The sequence below is a fragment of the Methylorubrum sp. Q1 genome, from assembly GCF_004683995.1.
In the GTDB taxonomy this organism is placed as follows: domain Bacteria; phylum Pseudomonadota; class Alphaproteobacteria; order Rhizobiales; family Beijerinckiaceae; genus Methylobacterium.
The window spans coordinates 1-17,270 of record NZ_SRHQ01000021.1 but is presented as its reverse complement, the minus strand read 5'-3'; the positions used below and the strand labels follow the sequence as shown (position 1 = coordinate 17,270).

The following is a 17,270-nucleotide window of genomic DNA, read 5'->3' as shown; positions in this document are numbered from 1 at the left end:
CGCCGGTGTGCTCAGCCAAAGCGGGCGGCGAAATGCGTGTCCATCCTGGCGCGGTCATAGTCGAGCAGCCAATCGCCGAATTGATCGTAGATTGGCTGGAGCGGCTCGCGAGCCATCGCGACGACATCCATGCCTCGATCATCGTAAGCGAACAGGATCAGGCGGCGTTCGAAATCAGCGATGAAAATGCGAGGTAGCCAGCGCGCCTTCGGTGTGACGCCGAGTTCCCTGGCGATGTTCGCCCACAATACGGCATCGATCAGCGCCGGATCGTTGCCGAAATCAGCCATGTACCAATCGCAGAAACGTTCTGGGTCATCGTCCTCCCACGTCCGCTCGCATCCATCGAACGACGCCGTGAAGCCGAGTTCCTTCAGGGTGCCTTGCCAGCGCTCCGCGCGCCGTTTCGGCTGGTAATCGCCGTAAAGCGGAGCGACGGCGGTGAGCATCCCTGAACGGGCGAAAAGAGCGCGCGCGATTGCCCTCGCCCGGTCGATAGCCTGAAGGAAGCGCGTCCCTACCGCTTCCACATCACCTCCGAGATCGAATCGCAGGGCGTTCGCAAACGCGTAGAATGTTGGTTGAGGAAAGCCCCGATCGTGGCCGAAGGCGGTCTCGATTCTTCGGAGGATGGAAGCGTCCGGCATCATGTGGCTTCGGAGAAAACGATATCCACTCAACCACCGATCAGGGTGTCGATCAACAGCTTCACGTTCAGCACGACGATGATGCCGGCGATGACCCAGGACAGCCCCTTCAGCCAGCCGGGGATCACGAGCGGGCCCATCAGCCGCCGGTCGGAGACGAAGCGCACCAGCGGGATCACCGCGAAGGGCAGTTGCATCGAGAGCACCACCTGGCTCAGCACGAGGAGCCGGGCCGTGCCCTGCTCGCCGTAGAGGGCGGTGACGATCACCACGGGGACGATGGCGATGCCCCGCGTCACCAACCGCCGGGCGAAGGGCGGCAGGCGCAGCCGCAGGAAGCCCTCCATCACGATCTGGCCGGCCAGCGTCGCGGTCACCGTCGAGTTGAGGCCGGACGCCAGGAGCGCCACGGCAAACAGCGTCGAGGCGAGGCCGACACCGAGCAAGGGCGAGAGCAGCTCGTAGGCCTGCTCGATCTCCTCGACATCGGTGCGCCCGCCCGCGTGGAACACGGAGGCGGCCATGATCAGGATCGCGGCGTTGACGAACAGGGCCAGCATCAGCGCCACCGTCGAGTCGGTGACGGCGAAGCGCAGGGCCTCGCGCCGGCCCTGATCGGTGCGGGGATAGGCGCGCGTCTGCACGATCGAGGAGTGGAGGTAGAGGTTATGCGGCATCACGGTCGCGCCGATGATGCCGATGGCGATGTAGAGCGCGGCCGGGTTGGTCACGATCTCCCGTGAGGGCACGAAGCCGCCGAGCACGGCCTGGATCGGGGGGGCCGCCATCGCGATCTGCAGGCCGAAGCAGACGAAGATGATCGTCAGGAGGCCGATCACGAAGGCCTCCAGCGCCCGGAAGCCCCGGCGCAGCAGCAGCAGCACCACGAACACGTCGAGGGCCGTGATGATCGCGCCCAGCGTCAGCGGGATGCCGAACAGGAGCTTGAGGGCGATGGCCGTGCCGATCACCTCGGCGAGGTCGCAGGCGATGATCGCCGCCTCGCAGATCAGCCACAGGGCGATGGAGACGGGCCGGGAGGTCCGCTCGCGGCAGGCTTGGGCGAGGTCGAGGCCGGTGGCGATGCCGAGCCGCGCCGCCAGCGCCTGCAGCACGATTGCCATCAGGTTCGAGAGCAGGATGACGGAGAGCAGCGCGTAGCCGAACTGGGCGCCGCCGGCGATGTCGGTGGCCCAGTTGCCCGGGTCCATATAGCCGACCGAGATCATGTATCCCGGCCCGATGAAGGCGAAGAGCCGCCACAGCCAGGACCCGCCCGCCCGCACCGGCACGCTGCCATTGAGCGCGCCGAGGCTCGGTTCCGCAGGGGCTTGCCCGGGCGGTGCCGGCCGAACCTGATCCATCACCGCTTCCATTCGTATCGGGGGGCCGATTGCCCCTGCCCGTCGCTCCCGATGGAGCGGACCGGCGCAGGAGAGCCGGGCGCTCCATTCGCACCCGCACACAGCCCGTCCTTATAGCATCAGCTATAAAGCTGCGCCGAAGCTGAGATCAAGGGGCTTCCAACCGGGTTCCCGGCCGTGGGGCGCTTAGGTTAAACAGGTCGGCACGGTACCTTCGAAACACCGGGCGGATCGATCGCACTCGCCGTCGCGCTTGCCACCGTTCTTGCCCTTGCCGAGGCGCGGTCCGTGCGCCGGGTGTTTCGTGAAGGCGCTGGACGACCCTATGAGGCGTGGGCCAATCAGGCCGCGCCCGAAATGGAGGAGCCCGCCGCCTCATGCAGGATGCGTCGCGAGAGATGGGGCGAGAGATGGGGCAGAAGCCGGCACCCGAGGTGCACCCGGCGGGCGCGGATGCGCCGCTCGTCGATGCGGAGGTCCATGTCGAGAGCTTCCGTCAGGCCCGCGAGGCGCGCCGTCTCGAACTGGTGGAGGATTACGTCGAGTTGATCGCCGACCTGATCGGCGATGGCGGCGAGGCGCGGCAGGTCGATATCGCCGCCCGCCTCGGCGTGGCCCAGCCGACGGTCGCCAAGATGCTCAAGCGGCTCGCCGAGGACGGCCTCGTGCAGCAGCGGCCCTATCGCGGCGTGTTCCTCACCCCGGCGGGGCAGGCTTTGGCCGAGCAGTCGCGGGAACGCCACCGCATCGTCGAGCGCTTCCTGCGCGCCGTGGGCGTCAGTGCCGAGACGGCACGACGCGACGCGGAGGGGATCGAGCACCATGTCAGCGCCGAGACGCTGGACGCGTTCCGCCGCTTCGCCGACGCGAAGCTGTAGGCTCCGATCCCAACCGCCCGGCCCGCTTCCCGCCTGATCTCCCGACGTGCTTCCGAGGACCCGACCCGATGGACCAGACCCAGCAACTGACGGCGCTCGCCGCCGTCAGCGCCCGGCACGACGCGGCGGTGACGAACCTCGCCGAAGGGCTCGCCGAACTCGGCGCCAAGCAGGTGGCCCACCAGATGGCGGTGGGCTTCCTGGCCAGCGTGCTGCGTTCGATCGATTCCGATCACTACGACGAGCGCCTCGAAGGCTACCTCGCCATGCTGCGCGACGTGCTGTTCCGCGACGATCCGGATGCGGCGCTCGCAACGACCGTTCTGGAGACGATCGAGCGCTCCCTGCGCCCCGCGCAGGATCAGGACGAGAGCTGAGGTCGCCCATCCGGTGCAAAAATTCGCTCGCTGACAAATGTGAACACTGCGCGGTGTCGCCGCGCCTTGGTCGCTGCCGCAGGGCGTGGCACCATGCCCGCATGGCTGACCGGAATGCCCATCCCTACTCCATCGATGTGAGACCCTGCTGGCGGCTCCCGGGCCGCTTCGTCTGTTCCATCGTCGAGAAGGGGGAGCCAAGGCGCTACGGCGCGCAGAGCTACGCGACCTTCGACGAGGCCCGCCGCGCCGCCCAGGCGCGGCTGCGCCAGCTCGTCTTCGAATGGCAGCTCGTCGGCTCATGAGCGGCCCGCCTCCGGAGGCGGGCCGCGGGGATTGCCGCCGTCCGCCTCGGCTCTACTCGGCGTCGGCGGTCTGCGCGTACTGAACCAAGGCGGCCATCTGCGCCGGCGCCCGGAACACCCGTCCCTCGCTGGTCTCCACGTAGACATCCGAGGCGCCCATGCTCGCAAAGGTCATGGCCCGCTCGGCGGCCCTCGCCCCGAGGTCGTGCGGTTCCTTGGAAGGGCCCGAGGGTCCGGTCCAGTGAACGGTGTAGCGCATGACGTTCTCCTGTTCGGTGGATGAGAATAGGGCAGCCGCTCGGGGATCGCGAGCCGTCCCGAAGTCGGACGGGTCGCTGATCGGAGGCTTCGCGGGGCCTCTCCGGCGACCGTGATTTCAGTTCCATCACCATTGCCCGACGAGCGGTCCACCGGCTCCGGCCGATCAAATCTGCATCATAATGCCGAATGGACGGCTCCTTCGGGCCTGCTGCGCGTTCTACGGCCTGAAGCGCTCTGCGCTCCGAACGGGAGAACGTCATGAGGAAGCCGGAGAAGCCGGGTGCAGACGCCAGCAAGACGCACAAAGGCGGCGCACTCGGGAGCATCGACGAGCAGACGGGGCATCCCGGCAAAGGCACGCCCGGGGCGACGCTCAAGCCCGAGGACAACCCCGATCCCTCGAAGGACTTCAAGCCGGAGACGCCGGAGGACAGGAAGTCGAAACGCTAGAGCGCATTCCGGCGAAGTGGTCACCGGTTCGTCGAAAGAATGCGCGTCAAAGCAAGGGCTTAGAGCCGTATCCGACCTGATGTGATCAGGTCGGATACGGCTCTAAGCTCGTAACGCGCGCCTTGAGGTCTGACTCGGTTTCTGGCGGGGGTGGTCGCGGCTGACCGCGGGGGAGCAGAGCACCACTCCGAGACGACCAAGAGAGGGCGGGATCGCAACGAAAGAGGGCCGGCATTACGCCGACCCTCCCAAGCTCATCTCGCCGTGGATCGGTCAGCGACCGCTTGCCGCGCCACCCGCACCGGTGCCCATGCTGCCGCTGGACGTGCCGCCAGCAGCACCAGGCGCCGCCGGGGCCATGCGGGTTCCGGTCGTGCTGCCGGTCGTCGATCCCGTTGCGCGCTCCATGCTCTTCTCGGAATTGCTCTTCACGCTGCCCGGGTTGTTCATGTTGCCCTCGGCGCTTCCGCCGCCGGCAGCGGTTTGAGCCAGAGCGGCCCCCGAAAGCGCCAGTGTCAGCGCTGCGGCAAGCGCGATTGTCTTGGTCTGCATGGTCGTTTCCATCCCTGTTCGTCGTTGAGCAGGATCAACGCCGGGTTGCCCGGTTCGTTCAGGCCAATGCCCGAAACACCCCCCGCGAGAATGCGGCAGGGACGCACAGGGAATGGATCACGTTGCGCATCGCGTGAGGGCCGGGATCCCTCACCATATCAGCGAAGGGTGGGAGACTCGTCGGGCTTGAGCAGCCGCTCTTCACCCTCGGAACCACCAGTCGAGACGTGAGAGTTCAGCCGATCCAGGTGCTCGAAAACGTGTTCGAAAGCGCGTGTCACAGCCTTTTCGAAGGAGCCGTCCTGCGTGCCCTGAGCCGCTTTGACGGCGCTGAGGAGTTCGTGATGCTGTTGGGTGTCGCTCGACATGGCGTTCCTCGCTTGCGGGTGAGATGCGATACCGAGCCAAACCTCAGCGGCAGGCTCGGTTCCGCGGCTCTTCGATCGCCTCTGCGCTTCAGCCGGCCGGCGGAACGAGAATGTACTTTCCGACGAAGGGGTCGCTCTGGCTGTTCACACCCGTGCATCCGTAGGGATGCTCGCCGGCCGCCATCGTCCTGAACTTGAGCGTGGCTTTCCCGTTCAGCTTGATGGTGTAGCCCTTCTCGCTCGCGGAGTGGCCTTGGTCACCGTCCACATGCTGCACGAGGCCGTTCTCGAACTGGCCGTCCATGGTCAGGGTCACGGGCTGGTCGGCTTTGTTGATGACCCGTAGCTCGGCATTCGTATTCGCGGGCAACCGGAGCTCGGCGGGCGAGCAGACGATCTTGCGATCCTTCTTCTCCATGGTCAGTTCCATGACGGGCTGTCCGTCAGAGGCCGGTGGGGGCAGCGGCTTCCCTTCGGCATGGGCGAGGTTGGCGGACAGCATGAGGCACAGAGTGCCCAGCGTGCTTACGGCGTATCGTGTCACATCGATCTCCCTGGGCGTTGGAGGGGCAAGGCGAACGCCGGCTGCCTGTTCCTGGACGCGACGCCGCAGGCCGACCCCGGGCGGGCAGGCTCGGGGGAGGCGACCTGAGGGCAGGAACGGGTGGGCACTCTGCCCCAAGCACCTCAGCGAGACGACGGCGCGGGCATCGGCGGCACAGTCGAGGTCGTGCGGCTCGCGACGCCCCGCTGACCCCGACACCGTGGATGTGTCGAAGGACAGCAGGGTCTCGTTCCGGCCCCAGCCACGGATTGCGCCGGGGTCGGGGGGCACCTCAGCCGCGCAAATCGGCTTCGGCCTGAAGATGCACTTCGGCCTTGCGTACGACAGCGCAGGGATCGTGACCTTTCACCTCTGCCAACAGCAGCAGATCGGTGACGAGGTCGATGATGTCGCTCTCTCCGATATCGTCCGACGTGGATGGATAGCACCAGCGTCGGATGCCGGAGTGTTCGTGCAGGTAAGCGTCGAGGGCCTTTTGGGCGAGATCGGCGCGCTTTGCTTTGTCCGGCATGAGGATCCTGCCTTCCACCGCATGACGCCGCGCCAGCCATCATCTGAGCCGGCCGGTAAACCGTAAACTATGAGCCGCAGCACCTGTTCAAAGGACCGACGGAGAATTTTGCCCCGACAGTTTCGAGAGCGGCTTAGATCAGGATGTTATTCTCTAATACTTTCGGAGTACCCCCGCAGATTTAGGTCTATAAAGGTGGTTGGGGTCCCGGTTGTTTTCAGTGCCAAGGTCGAACGACGGAGTGCGGCGGCGGGTTGGACGGCTGCGACGATCGCGCGATGGAGCATAATCCAAAAATTTGTCAGATCATCCCCTTGTCTTTGAGAATGCTGTGGGCATTGAAAATTTCAATCTTTATAGGGTAGCTCAGTATTATTTCTACATTGCAGCTTGGGCATTGATATCGTGCAACGATCGCAAACCAGCGCCCTGTCTTCTTGTGTTTCTCTCCGCACGATGGGCATGGGTGATGAAATATATCATTATAAAGGCGCGGCGATAGCGTCATGACCTCACCAGACAGAAGCACTAAAATGCCCACAACCATTTGAATGATTACAAATCGCAGGTCGAGGCGGATACAGATAATTACCACAAAATCCCAGAAAAAACTAATTAATTATTATTTGTATTCACCGTATTACAATGCGATTTCTTTCGAGGAGATTCGAGCCTTATTTTGGATCACGGTCCATTTCGTCGGTGACATTGCCGCGAGTCGATTGAGAGCGATCCTCTATTGCCTTGATTTCAGGGTTTTCCAGCATTGGTGAGCCGAATGTCGGAATAGGTCAGCCTTCCCGTGTAGACGATGGTCCCGCTTTCATCGCGGACAAAAACGCTGAAGGGGCGGTGATCGCCGTCCTTCGGGATTTCCCAGCGCGCGACTTCAGGCAGGAAGATCATCGCCTCCTTGCGTGCCGCCTCATAATCCGCCTGCTCGGACCCCTCGTCGTCACGATGAAACTCGCCGTCGTGCGTGTCGAAGAAGTGGCGCGGCACTCCCGCCTCCGAACTGGCTCTGACGGCCTCAGCCAACCGCGATGGCCGGTGCCGGGTTTCTGTCGGGCCTCATGATGAAGGCGCTGCACGATCAGGGAGCGTGAGACCATCCGGCATGGATGCCTTCCCTGGCCCGCAAGCCATTGCCCGATACGCGGACAACCCACCGCGCATGGTGCCTGGCTAGAGCATCGCCCCGAAAGGTGGTTGCCGGCTTTGGAAAAAAGACGATGCTTGAGGCTGGCCTGCAGCGCATGGCGATGCTGCGCCTCGCGGAGCGCGCCCCGGACGACGCGCAGGTGCGCGTTCTCGGGGCTGGCGGCGGCCTCGAACTCAAGGTGTTCGCCGAGGGCCAACCCAGTTGGTCGTTCGTCGGTGTCGATCCGTCTGCGGCGATGCTCGACCTCGCACGCCTCGCCCTCGGCAACCTCGCGGACCGGGCACACCTGCACGAAGGACGGATCGACACTGCGCCGGAAGGGCCGTTCGATGGCGCCACCTGTATCCCGACACTCCACTTGATCGGGCGTCAGGAGCGAATGCGCGCGCTTCAGGAGGTCCGGCATCGATCGCGCGCAGGCCGAGAGCGCCAGGATTGGGATCGAAGAACGCCTGCCGATCCTTTCACCCGAGGAAGGCGAGGCCCTGCTGCGGGAGACCGGGTTCACCGGGGTCAGCCTGTTCTACGCCGGTTTTGCGTTCCGCGGCCGGGTCGCCTGGGCCTGATGCCGGCATCCGCAAACCACCTTCGGCGGACAGCTCAGCCGACCGGCGCGCGTAGGCTCATCCACTTGAAGCCAAGGCGCGTCAGAATCGCTGTGGCGGCGACGAACGGCATGGCCACGATCAACGCCGCCAGCGCGTCGTTGCCGATCAGCGCAGCCAATGCGTCCCGCAAGGCGATCAGAAACAGGACCAGCGAGGCGAGCACCAACAGGAGCGCCCCGCCGAACAGGAGCACAAGCAGGGCGAGCATACGGAGGTTGCCGCGGACTTCCGTTCGCGCCAGCCGGAGCAGCTTGCCAAGATGAGCGCTGGCCTCGCGTATCGCGACGAGGATCAGGACGGCGGTGGTGCGAGGATCTTCACCCGGCTGACCTTTTCGAATGGTCTGTTCGTTCAAGGATGCGTCCTCACCGTTCCCGAGCCTCTCGTCCTTCGCAGGCATGAGAGGACGCGCAGCCATCAAAGCGGCCCGCGGTCTACAGCTAGCGCGAAGCTTCCGCACGGCGACATCCGGACTGACAGCACTTGCAACGTGAAGGTTCGCCAGCGAGGCGTCCCGTGACAGTCATCGGGCATCGAGCCAAGCGATTCATCCGCGGGCCGGCCATGTGCGGTTCGGAGCGAAGCGGCCGGCATCGTTGCGGGGCCATCGATCGACGGCGCGCCGCACTTGCCAGGCGGGCCGAGTCGCCGCACTCTCAGCTTAGCCTTACGATGGCCGGATTGATGCCGATGCATTGCCCCATCGCACCGCAGGATGTGGAAAGCCCTGAAGCATGACGATCGATGGTGGGCACGCCGACGCTGGCGGTTCGGACGAGACCGCTCTGCTCGGATGCCGGTCACGGCGTCTTGGCCGCCGCTCGTTTCTGGTCGGCTCGGCTGCCACCCTCGGCGCATTCGGGCTCGGTGGTTGCGTGACGTCCGACGGCACGATGCTTGCCGATGCGGCGAAGGTCTACGGACCGATGCCGGACGAGAAATTCCCGATCCCGGCGGTCGATATCAGCAAGGTCAATCCAAAGTATTACCGCCGGACGGTTCGCTACGAGACCAAAGAAGCGGCTGGAACGATCATCGTCGATCCGCGCAACTACTATGTCTACCGCGTCGAGGGCGACGGTTCCGCCACCCGCTACGGCGCCAATGTGGGACGCGACGGGTTCTTGTGGAGCGGTGACGCATATGTCGGTCGCAAGTCCGAATGGGCGACTTGGACGCCGCCTAAAGAGATGATCCGGCGTCAGCCCGAAGCCGCTCAATACGCCCGTGGGATGCCGGGCGGCCTCGACAACCCGCTCGGTGCCCGCACTCTGCACCTCTATCAGGGCGGCGCCTACACGCTCTACACGATCTACGCCAGCAGCGACCCCGAATCGATCGGAAGTGGCATCACGAGCGGCTGCGTCGGCTTGCTCAGTCAGGATATGATCCACCTCTACGCGCGAACCCCGGTGAAGACGAAGGTGGTGGTTCTTCCGGCATAGCGGCCTGCATCGGCGTGGGGCGGGCTCCGATTGATTGGAAGAGACTTGGATTATTTGTCGATCGCCTTGAAAATTGTCGCGCTACTGCTGATTGTCGCGACGTTGCTGCCCTTGATTCCGACGAACTTTGGTATCATCCGCAGCCTGGACTTTCCCCGGCTTCAGATCGCGGTCGCGCTGGCTGTCAGCAGCGTCGGGCTTCTCGCGATCTCCCGGGACGGCACGGCTCTGACTCTGGCCGTCTCCATGGTCGCAGCTCTTGCCCTGCAAGCCAGCTACATCCTGCCGTTCACGCGCGTGGCGGCGCCCCAGGCAAAGGCAGCGGAGTCGTGTCGTCCGGACGACCGCATCAGTCTCCTCGTCCTCAACGTGCTCCAATCGAACCGCGATTACGGTGCGGCGCTCGATCTCATTGCTGCCAAGGCGCCCGATCTGGTGTTGCTGCTCGAAACCGATGCGGGATGGCACGCCGCGATGGCTCCGCTGCGCGCGCATTATCCGCATCGCGTCGAACATCCGCAGGACAACACCTACGGCCTGCTGTTCTATTCCCGCCTTCCCTTGCGCGATCCGACAATCCGCTTCCTGTTGCAGGAGGACGTTCCGTCGTTACGCACAACGGTGGTTCTGCCCAGCGGCGAGCCGGTCACGTTCTACGGGCTGCACCCACGGCCACCCCATCCGGGCCATAGCAGCGCGCCGCGCGATGCCGAGCTCGTCGTGGTCGCCCGAGAGGTCGCGAAAACCAAGGGTTCGACCATCGTCGCCGGCGATCTCAACGATGTGGCTTGGTCACACACGAATCGATTGTTCCAGAACATCAGCGGCCTTCTCGATCCCCGTCAGGGGCGCGGCCTGTTCTCGACCTTCCATGCGCAATATCCGTTTGCACGCTGGCCCCTCGACCACATCTTTTTCAGCGAGCATTTTCTCTTGAGCGACATGCAGCGCCTGAACGATGTCGGGTCCGATCATTTCCCGATTTGGGTCGATCTATGCCGGGCGCCGCACGCGCCTGCGCGACAAGACGCACCCGAGGCCTCCGAGCAGGATCATCGGGATGCCCAGAAGGCGATCGAGGCGGTGCAGTGAGGTCGGTAGGATAGAGCATCGACGACGGCCCTTTCGAGAAAGCCGCGGGGCCGACAAGACGCTCCCGTTGTCCCCGCAGCGCCTCAGGCAGAGGCCGGCCCGCTGCCTTGCTCGACAATTTCCAGCGCGCGCAGAACCGCCATGGCGGCCATATCGGCATCGATGCGTCCTTCGTCCGTGGCGGGCATCACGGCGACGGTCTCGAACACGTTTCCGCCGACGGAGCCGGTGACGACCTTGAGGCATCGCCCTTCGGGCCCGCCTGCGTCCTCCAGCAGGGCCACGAGATAGCCTGCTGCGGTCCCGTAGATGTGGAGCGCCTCGGCCGCCATCGCTGGCTCAGCTTCGCGGTCGCGGCCACCGAAATTGGGGCGGATGATGTTCGTCATAGCCATCGCTCGTCGATGTCGGTCGCGTTGTAGTCCGCCAAGGGCTGGTGCTCATCGCCGTCGGCGAAGATCGCCACGTCGTCCGGGCCTATGTCGTGCTTGGCAATGCGGTCCCAGCGCCGATGGATCATCGTGGGGCCGCCCCAGATCCGGAAGGCGTTCCAGTAGCGGTCGTCCTTGAAGCCGATGTAGTGGACGCAGCGGGCAGCGGGCATGCCACAACCTACGTTCGCTCATCGGGCGACGCGAGAGGTTCTTGCCACCGCCCACCCCGACTGCGACGACGAGGACGCTCAGCGGGCCACGTTGCCGCCTCAACCTCGCTTCAGACGCACCTCGCCCAAGCCGGGCCGAGGGGGGAAAGCATGTTCGGGACCGAGGTTATTGTCGTGCTCGCAGGCGTCATCGGTGCGATCGCATTCATGGTGGCCGGGCGACCGGCTTCCGATCGCTTCCTGCCCTGGTGAGGCGGCGGCGCTTCCCGACGGATCAGCCTTAACGGATGGTTCACGACATCCGAACAGGGTGTGGAAACCATCGCGGACAAAGGCGTTAGCGGGACACGTCGATCCAACCACGTTCACGAGCATCCGCGATGACCATCACCGTCTTCGATCCGATCCGCGGCCCGATGGTCGCGATTCGTGTGCCCGCCCCGCAGCCGAGCTGATCCCCTCAGTCTCGTCCCCGCCCGAGCCACGACGATGATCGGTCTTCCTCTCTACCGCCTGCTCGTTGCCCTCGTCCTCGTGCTGTCGAGTGCAGCGGCGACGACTCGCCTCGGCCATGCCGAGCCGAAGACGGCCTGCGAAAGCGGGGTGCAGGCCGGTGCCTGTTCCCATACGGCCGAGCCGAGTGCGCTTTCGAAGAATCGCCCCTCCGAGCCGCACGTATTCTCCGGATCGGCCACACGGTAGCCGGCCGCCGCTCCATGGACGTGAGCGGCGGTTAGGTCATCGCGGGCGTTCGTCGCCCTTCAAGGGGCGCGATGTCGCTCGCGACTGAGCGCGTCCGGTGCGTCTTCGGTCATGTCCCGCCGCGACGGGCCGCGAACTCCCAGATCGGTAGGCCGGTCGGTACGCCGGGCGTGTTCCGGTAGCCGCTCACATTGCCGAACAGGATCCGGCTCGGCTCGATGCCGATCGCCTTCTGCCCTCCTGTGATCATCACTCCGCACCAATCCACGCGCAACGTCCCGTGCTCGGGATGGACGCCGAAGATCTGCGGCGCGGTCCAGCCCAGGCGCACGGCCGCGGCGCCGAAGCGCTCGATGAAGTCGGTGCAGGCCTCGTGGATGTTCGCCCAGGCCGTGGTGCCGAGATACCGGCAAGGGGGTGCAGTCGGACGGAGTGCACCGAAGGCTTTGCGCCATTCGGCAGCTTGGGGCGGGAGCGAGTCGGGCGCGAGTTCGGGAAGGAGCATCCTGGCTGCCGGCTGATGGTGGGGCCGACGGCATAGGGGCATCCGGTTGCTTCAGTCTTACCGGCCGACCGGGTTCACACGCTTTGCGCCCGTGCGCGTTGGCCGCGAAGCGTTCGTCGATGGTGGGGCTCGGATCAGGCCGGTCCGATCGAGGCGCGGCTTGGTCTCGGCGGCCAGCGGTCATGCGTGGAGGGCTTGCCGGAAGCCCCCTGCACGGCTACTCAAAAGCGGCGTTTCTGTCGTCGTTTCCGTCGCCCAACCTCTCGTCGAGAGCCAGTGTTGAGCGTCAGTAATGAACAGGCAAAGAGCGCGGGCCTGTAGCTCAATGGTTAGAGCCGACCGCTCATAACGGTCTGGTTGTCGGTTCGAGTCCGGCCGGGCCTACCACCCTTCTATTTCAACCGATTAGCGGCATAATCGACATCGTATATCGGCAGGTGCGATCTCGACCTTGTGCACCGCGACCCATCGCTACCGGCAAACTGTAAGGTCCCGACAGGTCACGGCCGCGGATGACCCGTATCACCGGCGTATGCCCGTCGTTCGACCAGGCGGCCCAGATGACGTCGGCGTGGTCCAGTACCCCGAGGGTGCCGGCCCTCCCCTCCTGATCGTCCTCGCGGACGAAGGCTTCCATCTGCAGCACCCGATCCACCCAGTTCATCTCACCCTCCATAAGGTCGAGGACAGCCTGGACGCGCGGAATTGATAAGCCCGGGCGTTGCTCAGCCTCTGAGGGCCAGGGCCTGCACCATCCTTCGGGAGGGTTTCCCGCTTTACCTCAGCCCGGCTCCTGAGGGACCCTCACTGGTCGGGAATACAGATGCCCCGGGCGGCAGTGACAGCGGTCCTCCGCGCCAAGGAGTTTGGTCCTATGCGCCAGACGTTGCGTCCCAAGGTGCCATGAACCCTCTGCCTGGTGCCAACTTTCGCATGGTCGAACACGGACCATGATAACGGTCGGTTTGCAAAGTGCATAATCGCCATTTTATTTGAACTAATCTCATTTTAAATTAGGAATTTTTTGGTCGTCAAACGAAGGAAGTTTAAATCCTGCAGGATCAAATTCTGCTCGCCGGCGACACAATTGTCCGGATCGCGAAGCTGGATTGTAGGCGTGAGACACCGGGAAGCCGAGAAAGCACCTCCTTGTGCAACCGCTCGTAGTCGGCCGCATCCCTCACTTTGAGCTTGACCAAATAATCGGCGATTCCGGTCATCAAATAACAATCCTGAACCTCCGGGCAGCGGCGCACCGCGGCCTCGAATTGGTTAAGGAACTCCTCGGTCTGCCGGTCGAGGGTGAACTGCGTGAGCACGACCAGTCCGCCCTCCTCGGACGGTGCTTCGATCAGCGCCGTGTATCCGCGTATGACCCCCGAGCTTTCCAGCAATCCCACCCTTCGGTGGCAAGCGGACGCCGATAGGCCCACGGCCTCCGCGAGGTCCGCGTTGCTGATGCGACCGTTCGCCCTGAGCATGCGGATGATGCGCCGATCGATGTCGTCCATGGCCTCATCGCAGAAAAATCAATATGATCGAATTATATCCTATAGATCAGTGAAATATAGCGCATTATTCGACGGTTTGACGAGAAATTCGATGAATCATGCATTAGAGTAGCCGTATCCACAACCCGTTCCGGACGGACGCCTTGCCTGCCCTCGCCCGCACCGCTCCCATCGCGTCCGCTGGACCTCCCGTACCAGCGACGGCCAGCGCCGTCCTGACGGTCGACCTCGCGGCGCTCGCCGCCAACTACTGCGCCCTGCGGGCCATGGCTGCGCGGGCGGCGTGCGCCGCCGTTGTCAAGGCGGATGCCTACGGTCTGGGGATCGAACGCGTCGCCCCCGCCCTGGCGCGGGCGGGCTGCCGCTCCTTCTTCGTCGCCCATGCCGAGGAGGGCCTCGCGTTGCGCAGGATTCTCGGACCGGCCGCCGGGATCTCGGTCCTGCACGGCCTTCCGTCCGGCACCGAGGGGGAGTGCCATGCGCACGATCTCACGCCGGTCCTGAACGACGACGGGCAGCGAGCCGCCTGGTGTGCCCTCGCGTCCCGGCTCGGACGACGCCTGCCGGCGATCCTGCAGATCGACAGCGGCATGGCCCGGTTCGGCTTCTCCCCGGACGAGGCCGCCGCCTGCCTCGACACGGGCGGGTTCGACGGCCTCGACCTGCGCCTTGTGATGAGCCATCTCGCCTGCGCCGACCGACCGGACGATCCGGCGAATGCCGCGCAGCGGACGGTGTTCGACGCCTTCCGCGCCCGCCTGCCCGGGGTCCCTGCGAGCCTCGCGGCCTCCTCCGGCACATTCCTGAGCGCGGACTTCCATTACGATCTCATCCGGCCGGGAGCCGCCCTCTACGGGATCGCCCCCCAGGCCGGGCGCCCCAACCCCATGCGGCCCGTCGTCGGCCTCGCGGCGCGCGTGATGCAGGTCCGGCAGGTACCGGCCGGGACCGCGGTGGGCTACGGCCACACGGCCCGCGTCGCGCGCGACAGCCGCTTGGCCACGGTGGCCATCGGCTATGCGGACGGCTTCCTGCGCAGCGCCTCGGGCCGCGGCGAGGTCTGGCAGGACGGCCACCGCCTGCCCATCCTGGGCCGCGTCTCGATGGACAGCATCGTGATCGACGCGACGGATGCCCCCCCCGGCGCCGTCGCCCCGGGAAGCTGGATCGAGGTCGTCGGCCCGGCGCGCAGCCTCGATGCCGTGGCCGACGCCGCCGGCACGATCGGGTACGAGGTTCTCACGAGCCTCGGCCATCGCTTCCACCGCCACTATCGCGACGCCTGAGGGCCTCATCCATGCACGTCATGATCCTCGGAGGCGGCGTCGTCGGCGTCACCTCGGCCTATTACCTCGCCCGCGCCGGCCATCAGGTGACGGTTCTGGATCGCCAGCCCGGCGTCGGCCTGGAGACCAGCTTCGCCAATGCGGGCCAGATCTCCCCGGGCTACTCGGCGCCCTGGGCCGCGCCCGGCATCCCGGTCAAGGCGCTGAAATGGCTGATGATGCGCCATCGGCCCCTGGTGATGTGGCCCCGGGTGGAGCCGCGGCTCTACGGCTGGCTCGCGCGGATGCTGGCGAACTGCACGGAGGAGGCCTACGCGCGCAACAAGGGCCGGATGGTCCGCCTCGCCGAGTTCAGCCGCGATGCCTTGCGCGAACTCAGGGCCGAGACCGGCATCGCCTACGACCACCGCGAGAAGGGCACGCTCCAGATCTTCCGTACGGCCAAGCAGCTCGATCAGGTCGGCAATGACACGGCGGTGCTCGACGCCTACGGGGTCCCCTACAAGGTTCTCGATGTCGCCGGCTGCATCCGGGCCGAACCGGCTCTGGCGAGGGTTGGCGCAACCATCGTCGGAGGCCTGCGGTTGCCCGCCGACGAGACCGGGGACGCCTACCTCTTCACGACCTCCCTCGCCGCACTCTGCGAGAAGCTCGGCGTCACCTTCCGCTACGGCACGGCCATCGCCGGCCTGCGCGACGCTGGCGGGGCCGTCACGGGTATCGTCACCGCTACGGGCGAGGTGCTCACCGCCGACGCCTACGTCGCCGCCATGGGCAGCTACACGCCGATGCTGCTGCGGCCCCTTGGGATCGACCTCCCGGTCTATCCGGTGAAGGGCTATTCCCTGACGCTGCCCGTCATGGACCCCGAGGGGGCTCCCGTCTCGACGGTGATGGATGAGACCTTCAAGGTCGGGATCACGCGCCTGGGCGACCGCATCCGGGTTGGCGGCACGGCCGAACTCGCGGGCTTCAGCCACACCCTGCGGGGACCCCGCCGGGCGACCCTTGAGCGCTCGGTCCGCGATCTGTTCCCGGGGGGTGGCGATCCGACGGCGGGCACGTTCTGGACGGGCCTGCGGCCGATGACACCGGACGGCACGCCGATCGTTGGTCCGACACGGTTCGCCAACCTCTTCACCAATACCGGTCACGGTACCTTGGGCTGGACCATGGCCTGCGGCTCCGGCCGCATGCTCGCCGACGTGGTCTCGGGCAGCGCCCCGCCGATCCCGGCCGCAGACTTCGCCCTGGCCCGCTACGCCAGGGCCGTGTGACGGCCCACGGACGTCATTGCGTCGGGCCCGAGGAGTTCGGGCTCTCTCGCCTGAGCGATAGAGCATCGTCCTGGATATAGGATCCAGGACGATGCTCTATTCTCTTGTTTTTGCATCATCCTTTTCCGAAAGTCGGCAGCCACCGTTCGGGATGATGCTCGAAGGCACGCTCCGTCGGATGCGAGCACAAGCCGGGTTTCGAGCAGACGGGAGAACGTGGCGGAAATCCGCGAGCCATCGCGGGCGGGGCAGGCCGCGGCAACGTTCGGCCGTGGTGTCGCCTACGACAGACCCTTCGGCGCACGGACGGCGCTCGGGTCGAGCGAGCACGGGTCTTGGGCGCGATGGCCGAGCACGCGATGTCCGCAGCGTTGCGAGGGCTGCCCTGGGGATGCGTGCCATGGCGCGTTCTCGCGGCATGGTCGTCAGGTCAAAGCATCGTCCTGGATAGCTGATCCAGGACGATGCTTTTTTTCCGAAAGCCGGCAACCACCTTTCGGGACGATGCTCTATCGCCTCAGACATGCCCATGAACGAGCTTGATGAGACGATCAGCCCCGATGATCCAGGTGCGGGGCGCACCGAACGCATGATTTTGCTTCGATCGGCCGGCTGACGATGTCGCGACAGCCGGCCGATCGCATTCGCGGGCTCCGATCTTCCGCAGCCCGCCCTGTTATCGATGACAGCCCCGCCTTCAACTCATCGTCGGCATGACGAAGTCTGCGCCGGCGCGGATGCCGGTCGGCCAGCGGGTCGTGATGGTCTTGAGCCGGGTGTAGAAGCGGATGCCCTCGGGG

At 65.4% G+C, this 17,270-nt stretch carries 23 protein-coding genes, 1 tRNA gene and 2 pseudogenes; 11 read left to right on the top strand and 15 right to left on the bottom strand.

Features of this window, described 5'->3' with window-relative positions; translation table 11 throughout:
• Positions 1 to 11: 11 nt before the first annotated feature.
• Both E4V01_RS18805 and E4V01_RS18800 read right to left on the bottom strand, forming a co-directional pair.
• On the bottom strand, positions 12 to 647 hold the full coding sequence (locus E4V01_RS18805) for a DUF3885 domain-containing protein (protein ID WP_193763232.1): 636 nt from the start codon (positions 645 to 647) through the stop codon (positions 12 to 14).
• Between the two features lie 29 nt (positions 648 to 676).
• On the bottom strand, positions 677 to 2,011 hold the full coding sequence (locus E4V01_RS18800; RefSeq protein ID WP_135299371.1) for an Nramp family divalent metal transporter: 1,335 nt from the start codon (positions 2,009 to 2,011) through the stop codon (positions 677 to 679).
• 410 nt (positions 2,012 to 2,421) lie between these two features.
• On the opposite strand from E4V01_RS18800, the gene mntR reads away from it, so the two are divergent.
• The 3 genes from mntR to E4V01_RS18785 all read left to right on the top strand — a co-directional run bounded on the left by mntR (position 2,422) and on the right by E4V01_RS18785 (position 3,571).
• A complete protein-coding gene (gene mntR, locus E4V01_RS18795) occupies positions 2,422 to 2,889 on the top strand; it encodes a manganese-binding transcriptional regulator MntR (RefSeq protein ID WP_083530894.1) in 468 nt (155 codons plus the stop codon).
• A gap of 68 nt (positions 2,890 to 2,957) precedes the next feature.
• Entirely contained in the window at positions 2,958 to 3,266 is a 309-nt protein-coding gene (locus E4V01_RS18790) for a hypothetical protein (protein WP_060770915.1), read from the top strand.
• A gap of 101 nt (positions 3,267 to 3,367) precedes the next feature.
• Entirely contained in the window at positions 3,368 to 3,571 is a 204-nt protein-coding gene (locus E4V01_RS18785) for a hypothetical protein (RefSeq protein WP_060770914.1), read from the top strand.
• A gap of 52 nt (positions 3,572 to 3,623) precedes the next feature.
• Here the strand turns inward: E4V01_RS18785 and E4V01_RS18780 are convergent, their stop codons facing one another.
• Positions 3,624 to 3,830: a hypothetical protein gene (locus E4V01_RS18780; protein WP_135299370.1), complete on the bottom strand. Its 207-nt coding sequence runs from the start codon at positions 3,828 to 3,830 to the stop codon at positions 3,624 to 3,626.
• A gap of 260 nt (positions 3,831 to 4,090) precedes the next feature.
• On the opposite strand from E4V01_RS18780, the gene E4V01_RS18775 reads away from it, so the two are divergent.
• Positions 4,091 to 4,282: a hypothetical protein gene (locus tag E4V01_RS18775; RefSeq protein ID WP_060770912.1), complete on the top strand. Its 192-nt coding sequence runs from the start codon at positions 4,091 to 4,093 to the stop codon at positions 4,280 to 4,282.
• 273 nt (positions 4,283 to 4,555) lie between these two features.
• Here the strand turns inward: E4V01_RS18775 and E4V01_RS18770 are convergent, their stop codons facing one another.
• The 5 genes from E4V01_RS18770 to E4V01_RS18750 all read right to left on the bottom strand — a co-directional run bounded on the left by E4V01_RS18770 (position 4,556) and on the right by E4V01_RS18750 (position 7,280).
• On the bottom strand, positions 4,556 to 4,834 hold the full coding sequence (locus E4V01_RS18770; protein ID WP_135299428.1) for a hypothetical protein: 279 nt from the start codon (positions 4,832 to 4,834) through the stop codon (positions 4,556 to 4,558).
• A gap of 158 nt (positions 4,835 to 4,992) precedes the next feature.
• Positions 4,993 to 5,202 (bottom strand): hypothetical protein, encoded by a 210-nt coding sequence (locus tag E4V01_RS18765; protein WP_060770911.1) that lies wholly within the window; start codon positions 5,200 to 5,202, stop codon positions 4,993 to 4,995.
• Positions 5,203 to 5,290: 88 nt separating this feature from the next.
• Positions 5,291 to 5,746, bottom strand: a complete 456-nt coding sequence (locus E4V01_RS18760; RefSeq protein ID WP_060770910.1) for a hypothetical protein — start codon at positions 5,744 to 5,746, stop codon at positions 5,291 to 5,293.
• A 292-nt stretch (positions 5,747 to 6,038) separates the two neighbouring features.
• Positions 6,039 to 6,278: a hypothetical protein gene (locus E4V01_RS18755; RefSeq protein ID WP_060770909.1), complete on the bottom strand. Its 240-nt coding sequence runs from the start codon at positions 6,276 to 6,278 to the stop codon at positions 6,039 to 6,041.
• Positions 6,279 to 7,028: 750 nt separating this feature from the next.
• Complete coding sequence (locus E4V01_RS18750; RefSeq protein ID WP_135299369.1) at positions 7,029 to 7,280, bottom strand: hypothetical protein; 252 nt, start codon at positions 7,278 to 7,280, stop codon at positions 7,029 to 7,031.
• Positions 7,281 to 7,395: 115 nt separating this feature from the next.
• Here E4V01_RS18750 and E4V01_RS18745 point away from each other — a divergent pair.
• Positions 7,396 to 8,006, top strand: a pseudogene (locus E4V01_RS18745) (class I SAM-dependent methyltransferase).
• Between the two features lie 34 nt (positions 8,007 to 8,040).
• Here the strand turns inward: E4V01_RS18745 and E4V01_RS18740 are convergent.
• Positions 8,041 to 8,403 (bottom strand): phage holin family protein, encoded by a 363-nt coding sequence (locus tag E4V01_RS18740; RefSeq protein WP_135299368.1) that lies wholly within the window; start codon positions 8,401 to 8,403, stop codon positions 8,041 to 8,043.
• A gap of 379 nt (positions 8,404 to 8,782) precedes the next feature.
• Here E4V01_RS18740 and E4V01_RS18735 point away from each other — a divergent pair, with 379 nt between their 5' ends.
• Positions 8,783 to 9,493, top strand: a complete 711-nt coding sequence (locus tag E4V01_RS18735) for a L,D-transpeptidase (protein ID WP_060770907.1) — start codon at positions 8,783 to 8,785, stop codon at positions 9,491 to 9,493.
• Between the two features lie 45 nt (positions 9,494 to 9,538).
• The gene (locus E4V01_RS18730; protein WP_193763231.1) at positions 9,539 to 10,585 is read left to right on the top strand and encodes an endonuclease/exonuclease/phosphatase family protein; all 1,047 of its coding nucleotides are present in this window, start codon (positions 9,539 to 9,541) and stop codon (positions 10,583 to 10,585) included.
• A gap of 83 nt (positions 10,586 to 10,668) precedes the next feature.
• Here the strand turns inward: E4V01_RS18730 and E4V01_RS18725 are convergent, their stop codons facing one another.
• Entirely contained in the window at positions 10,669 to 10,974 is a 306-nt protein-coding gene (locus tag E4V01_RS18725) for a hypothetical protein (RefSeq protein ID WP_135299366.1), read from the bottom strand.
• Entirely contained in the window at positions 10,971 to 11,189 is a 219-nt protein-coding gene (locus E4V01_RS18720) for a hypothetical protein (protein WP_004446692.1), read from the bottom strand. Before E4V01_RS18720 ends, E4V01_RS18725 begins: the two co-directional genes overlap by 4 nt.
• A 489-nt stretch (positions 11,190 to 11,678) precedes the next feature.
• On the opposite strand from E4V01_RS18720, the gene E4V01_RS18715 reads away from it, so the two are divergent.
• On the top strand, positions 11,679 to 11,891 hold the full coding sequence (locus E4V01_RS18715; protein WP_135299365.1) for a hypothetical protein: 213 nt from the start codon (positions 11,679 to 11,681) through the stop codon (positions 11,889 to 11,891).
• Positions 11,892 to 12,000: 109 nt separating this feature from the next.
• Here the strand turns inward: E4V01_RS18715 and E4V01_RS18710 are convergent, their stop codons facing one another.
• On the bottom strand, positions 12,001 to 12,396 hold the full coding sequence (locus tag E4V01_RS18710; RefSeq protein WP_135299364.1) for a hypothetical protein: 396 nt from the start codon (positions 12,394 to 12,396) through the stop codon (positions 12,001 to 12,003).
• A gap of 311 nt (positions 12,397 to 12,707) precedes the next feature.
• Between E4V01_RS18710 and E4V01_RS18705 the strand changes: the two genes are divergently transcribed.
• Positions 12,708 to 12,783 (top strand) — tRNA-Ile (locus tag E4V01_RS18705).
• A 10-nt stretch (positions 12,784 to 12,793) separates the two neighbouring features.
• Here E4V01_RS18705 and E4V01_RS18700 read toward each other — a convergent pair.
• Both E4V01_RS18700 and E4V01_RS18695 read right to left on the bottom strand, forming a co-directional pair.
• Positions 12,794 to 13,060: a hypothetical protein gene (locus E4V01_RS18700; protein ID WP_135299363.1), complete on the bottom strand. Its 267-nt coding sequence runs from the start codon at positions 13,058 to 13,060 to the stop codon at positions 12,794 to 12,796.
• A 397-nt stretch (positions 13,061 to 13,457) separates the two neighbouring features.
• Positions 13,458 to 13,907 carry an Lrp/AsnC family transcriptional regulator gene (locus E4V01_RS18695; RefSeq protein WP_060770901.1) on the bottom strand — a complete coding sequence of 150 codons (450 nt, stop codon included), beginning with the start codon at positions 13,905 to 13,907 and terminating at the stop codon, positions 13,458 to 13,460.
• A 143-nt stretch (positions 13,908 to 14,050) separates the two neighbouring features.
• Here E4V01_RS18695 and alr point away from each other — a divergent pair, with 143 nt between their 5' ends.
• Both alr and E4V01_RS18685 read left to right on the top strand, forming a co-directional pair.
• Positions 14,051 to 15,193 (top strand): alanine racemase, encoded by a 1,143-nt coding sequence (gene alr / locus E4V01_RS18690; RefSeq protein WP_245517610.1) that lies wholly within the window; start codon positions 14,051 to 14,053, stop codon positions 15,191 to 15,193.
• An 11-nt stretch (positions 15,194 to 15,204) separates the two neighbouring features.
• A complete protein-coding gene (locus E4V01_RS18685; protein ID WP_135299362.1) occupies positions 15,205 to 16,470 on the top strand; it encodes a D-amino acid dehydrogenase in 1,266 nt (421 codons plus the stop codon).
• Between the two features lie 697 nt (positions 16,471 to 17,167).
• On the opposite strand, the pseudogene E4V01_RS26265 reads toward E4V01_RS18685, so the two are convergent.
• Positions 17,168 to 17,270, bottom strand: a pseudogene (locus E4V01_RS26265) (methylmalonate-semialdehyde dehydrogenase (CoA acylating)); the annotation flags it as partial.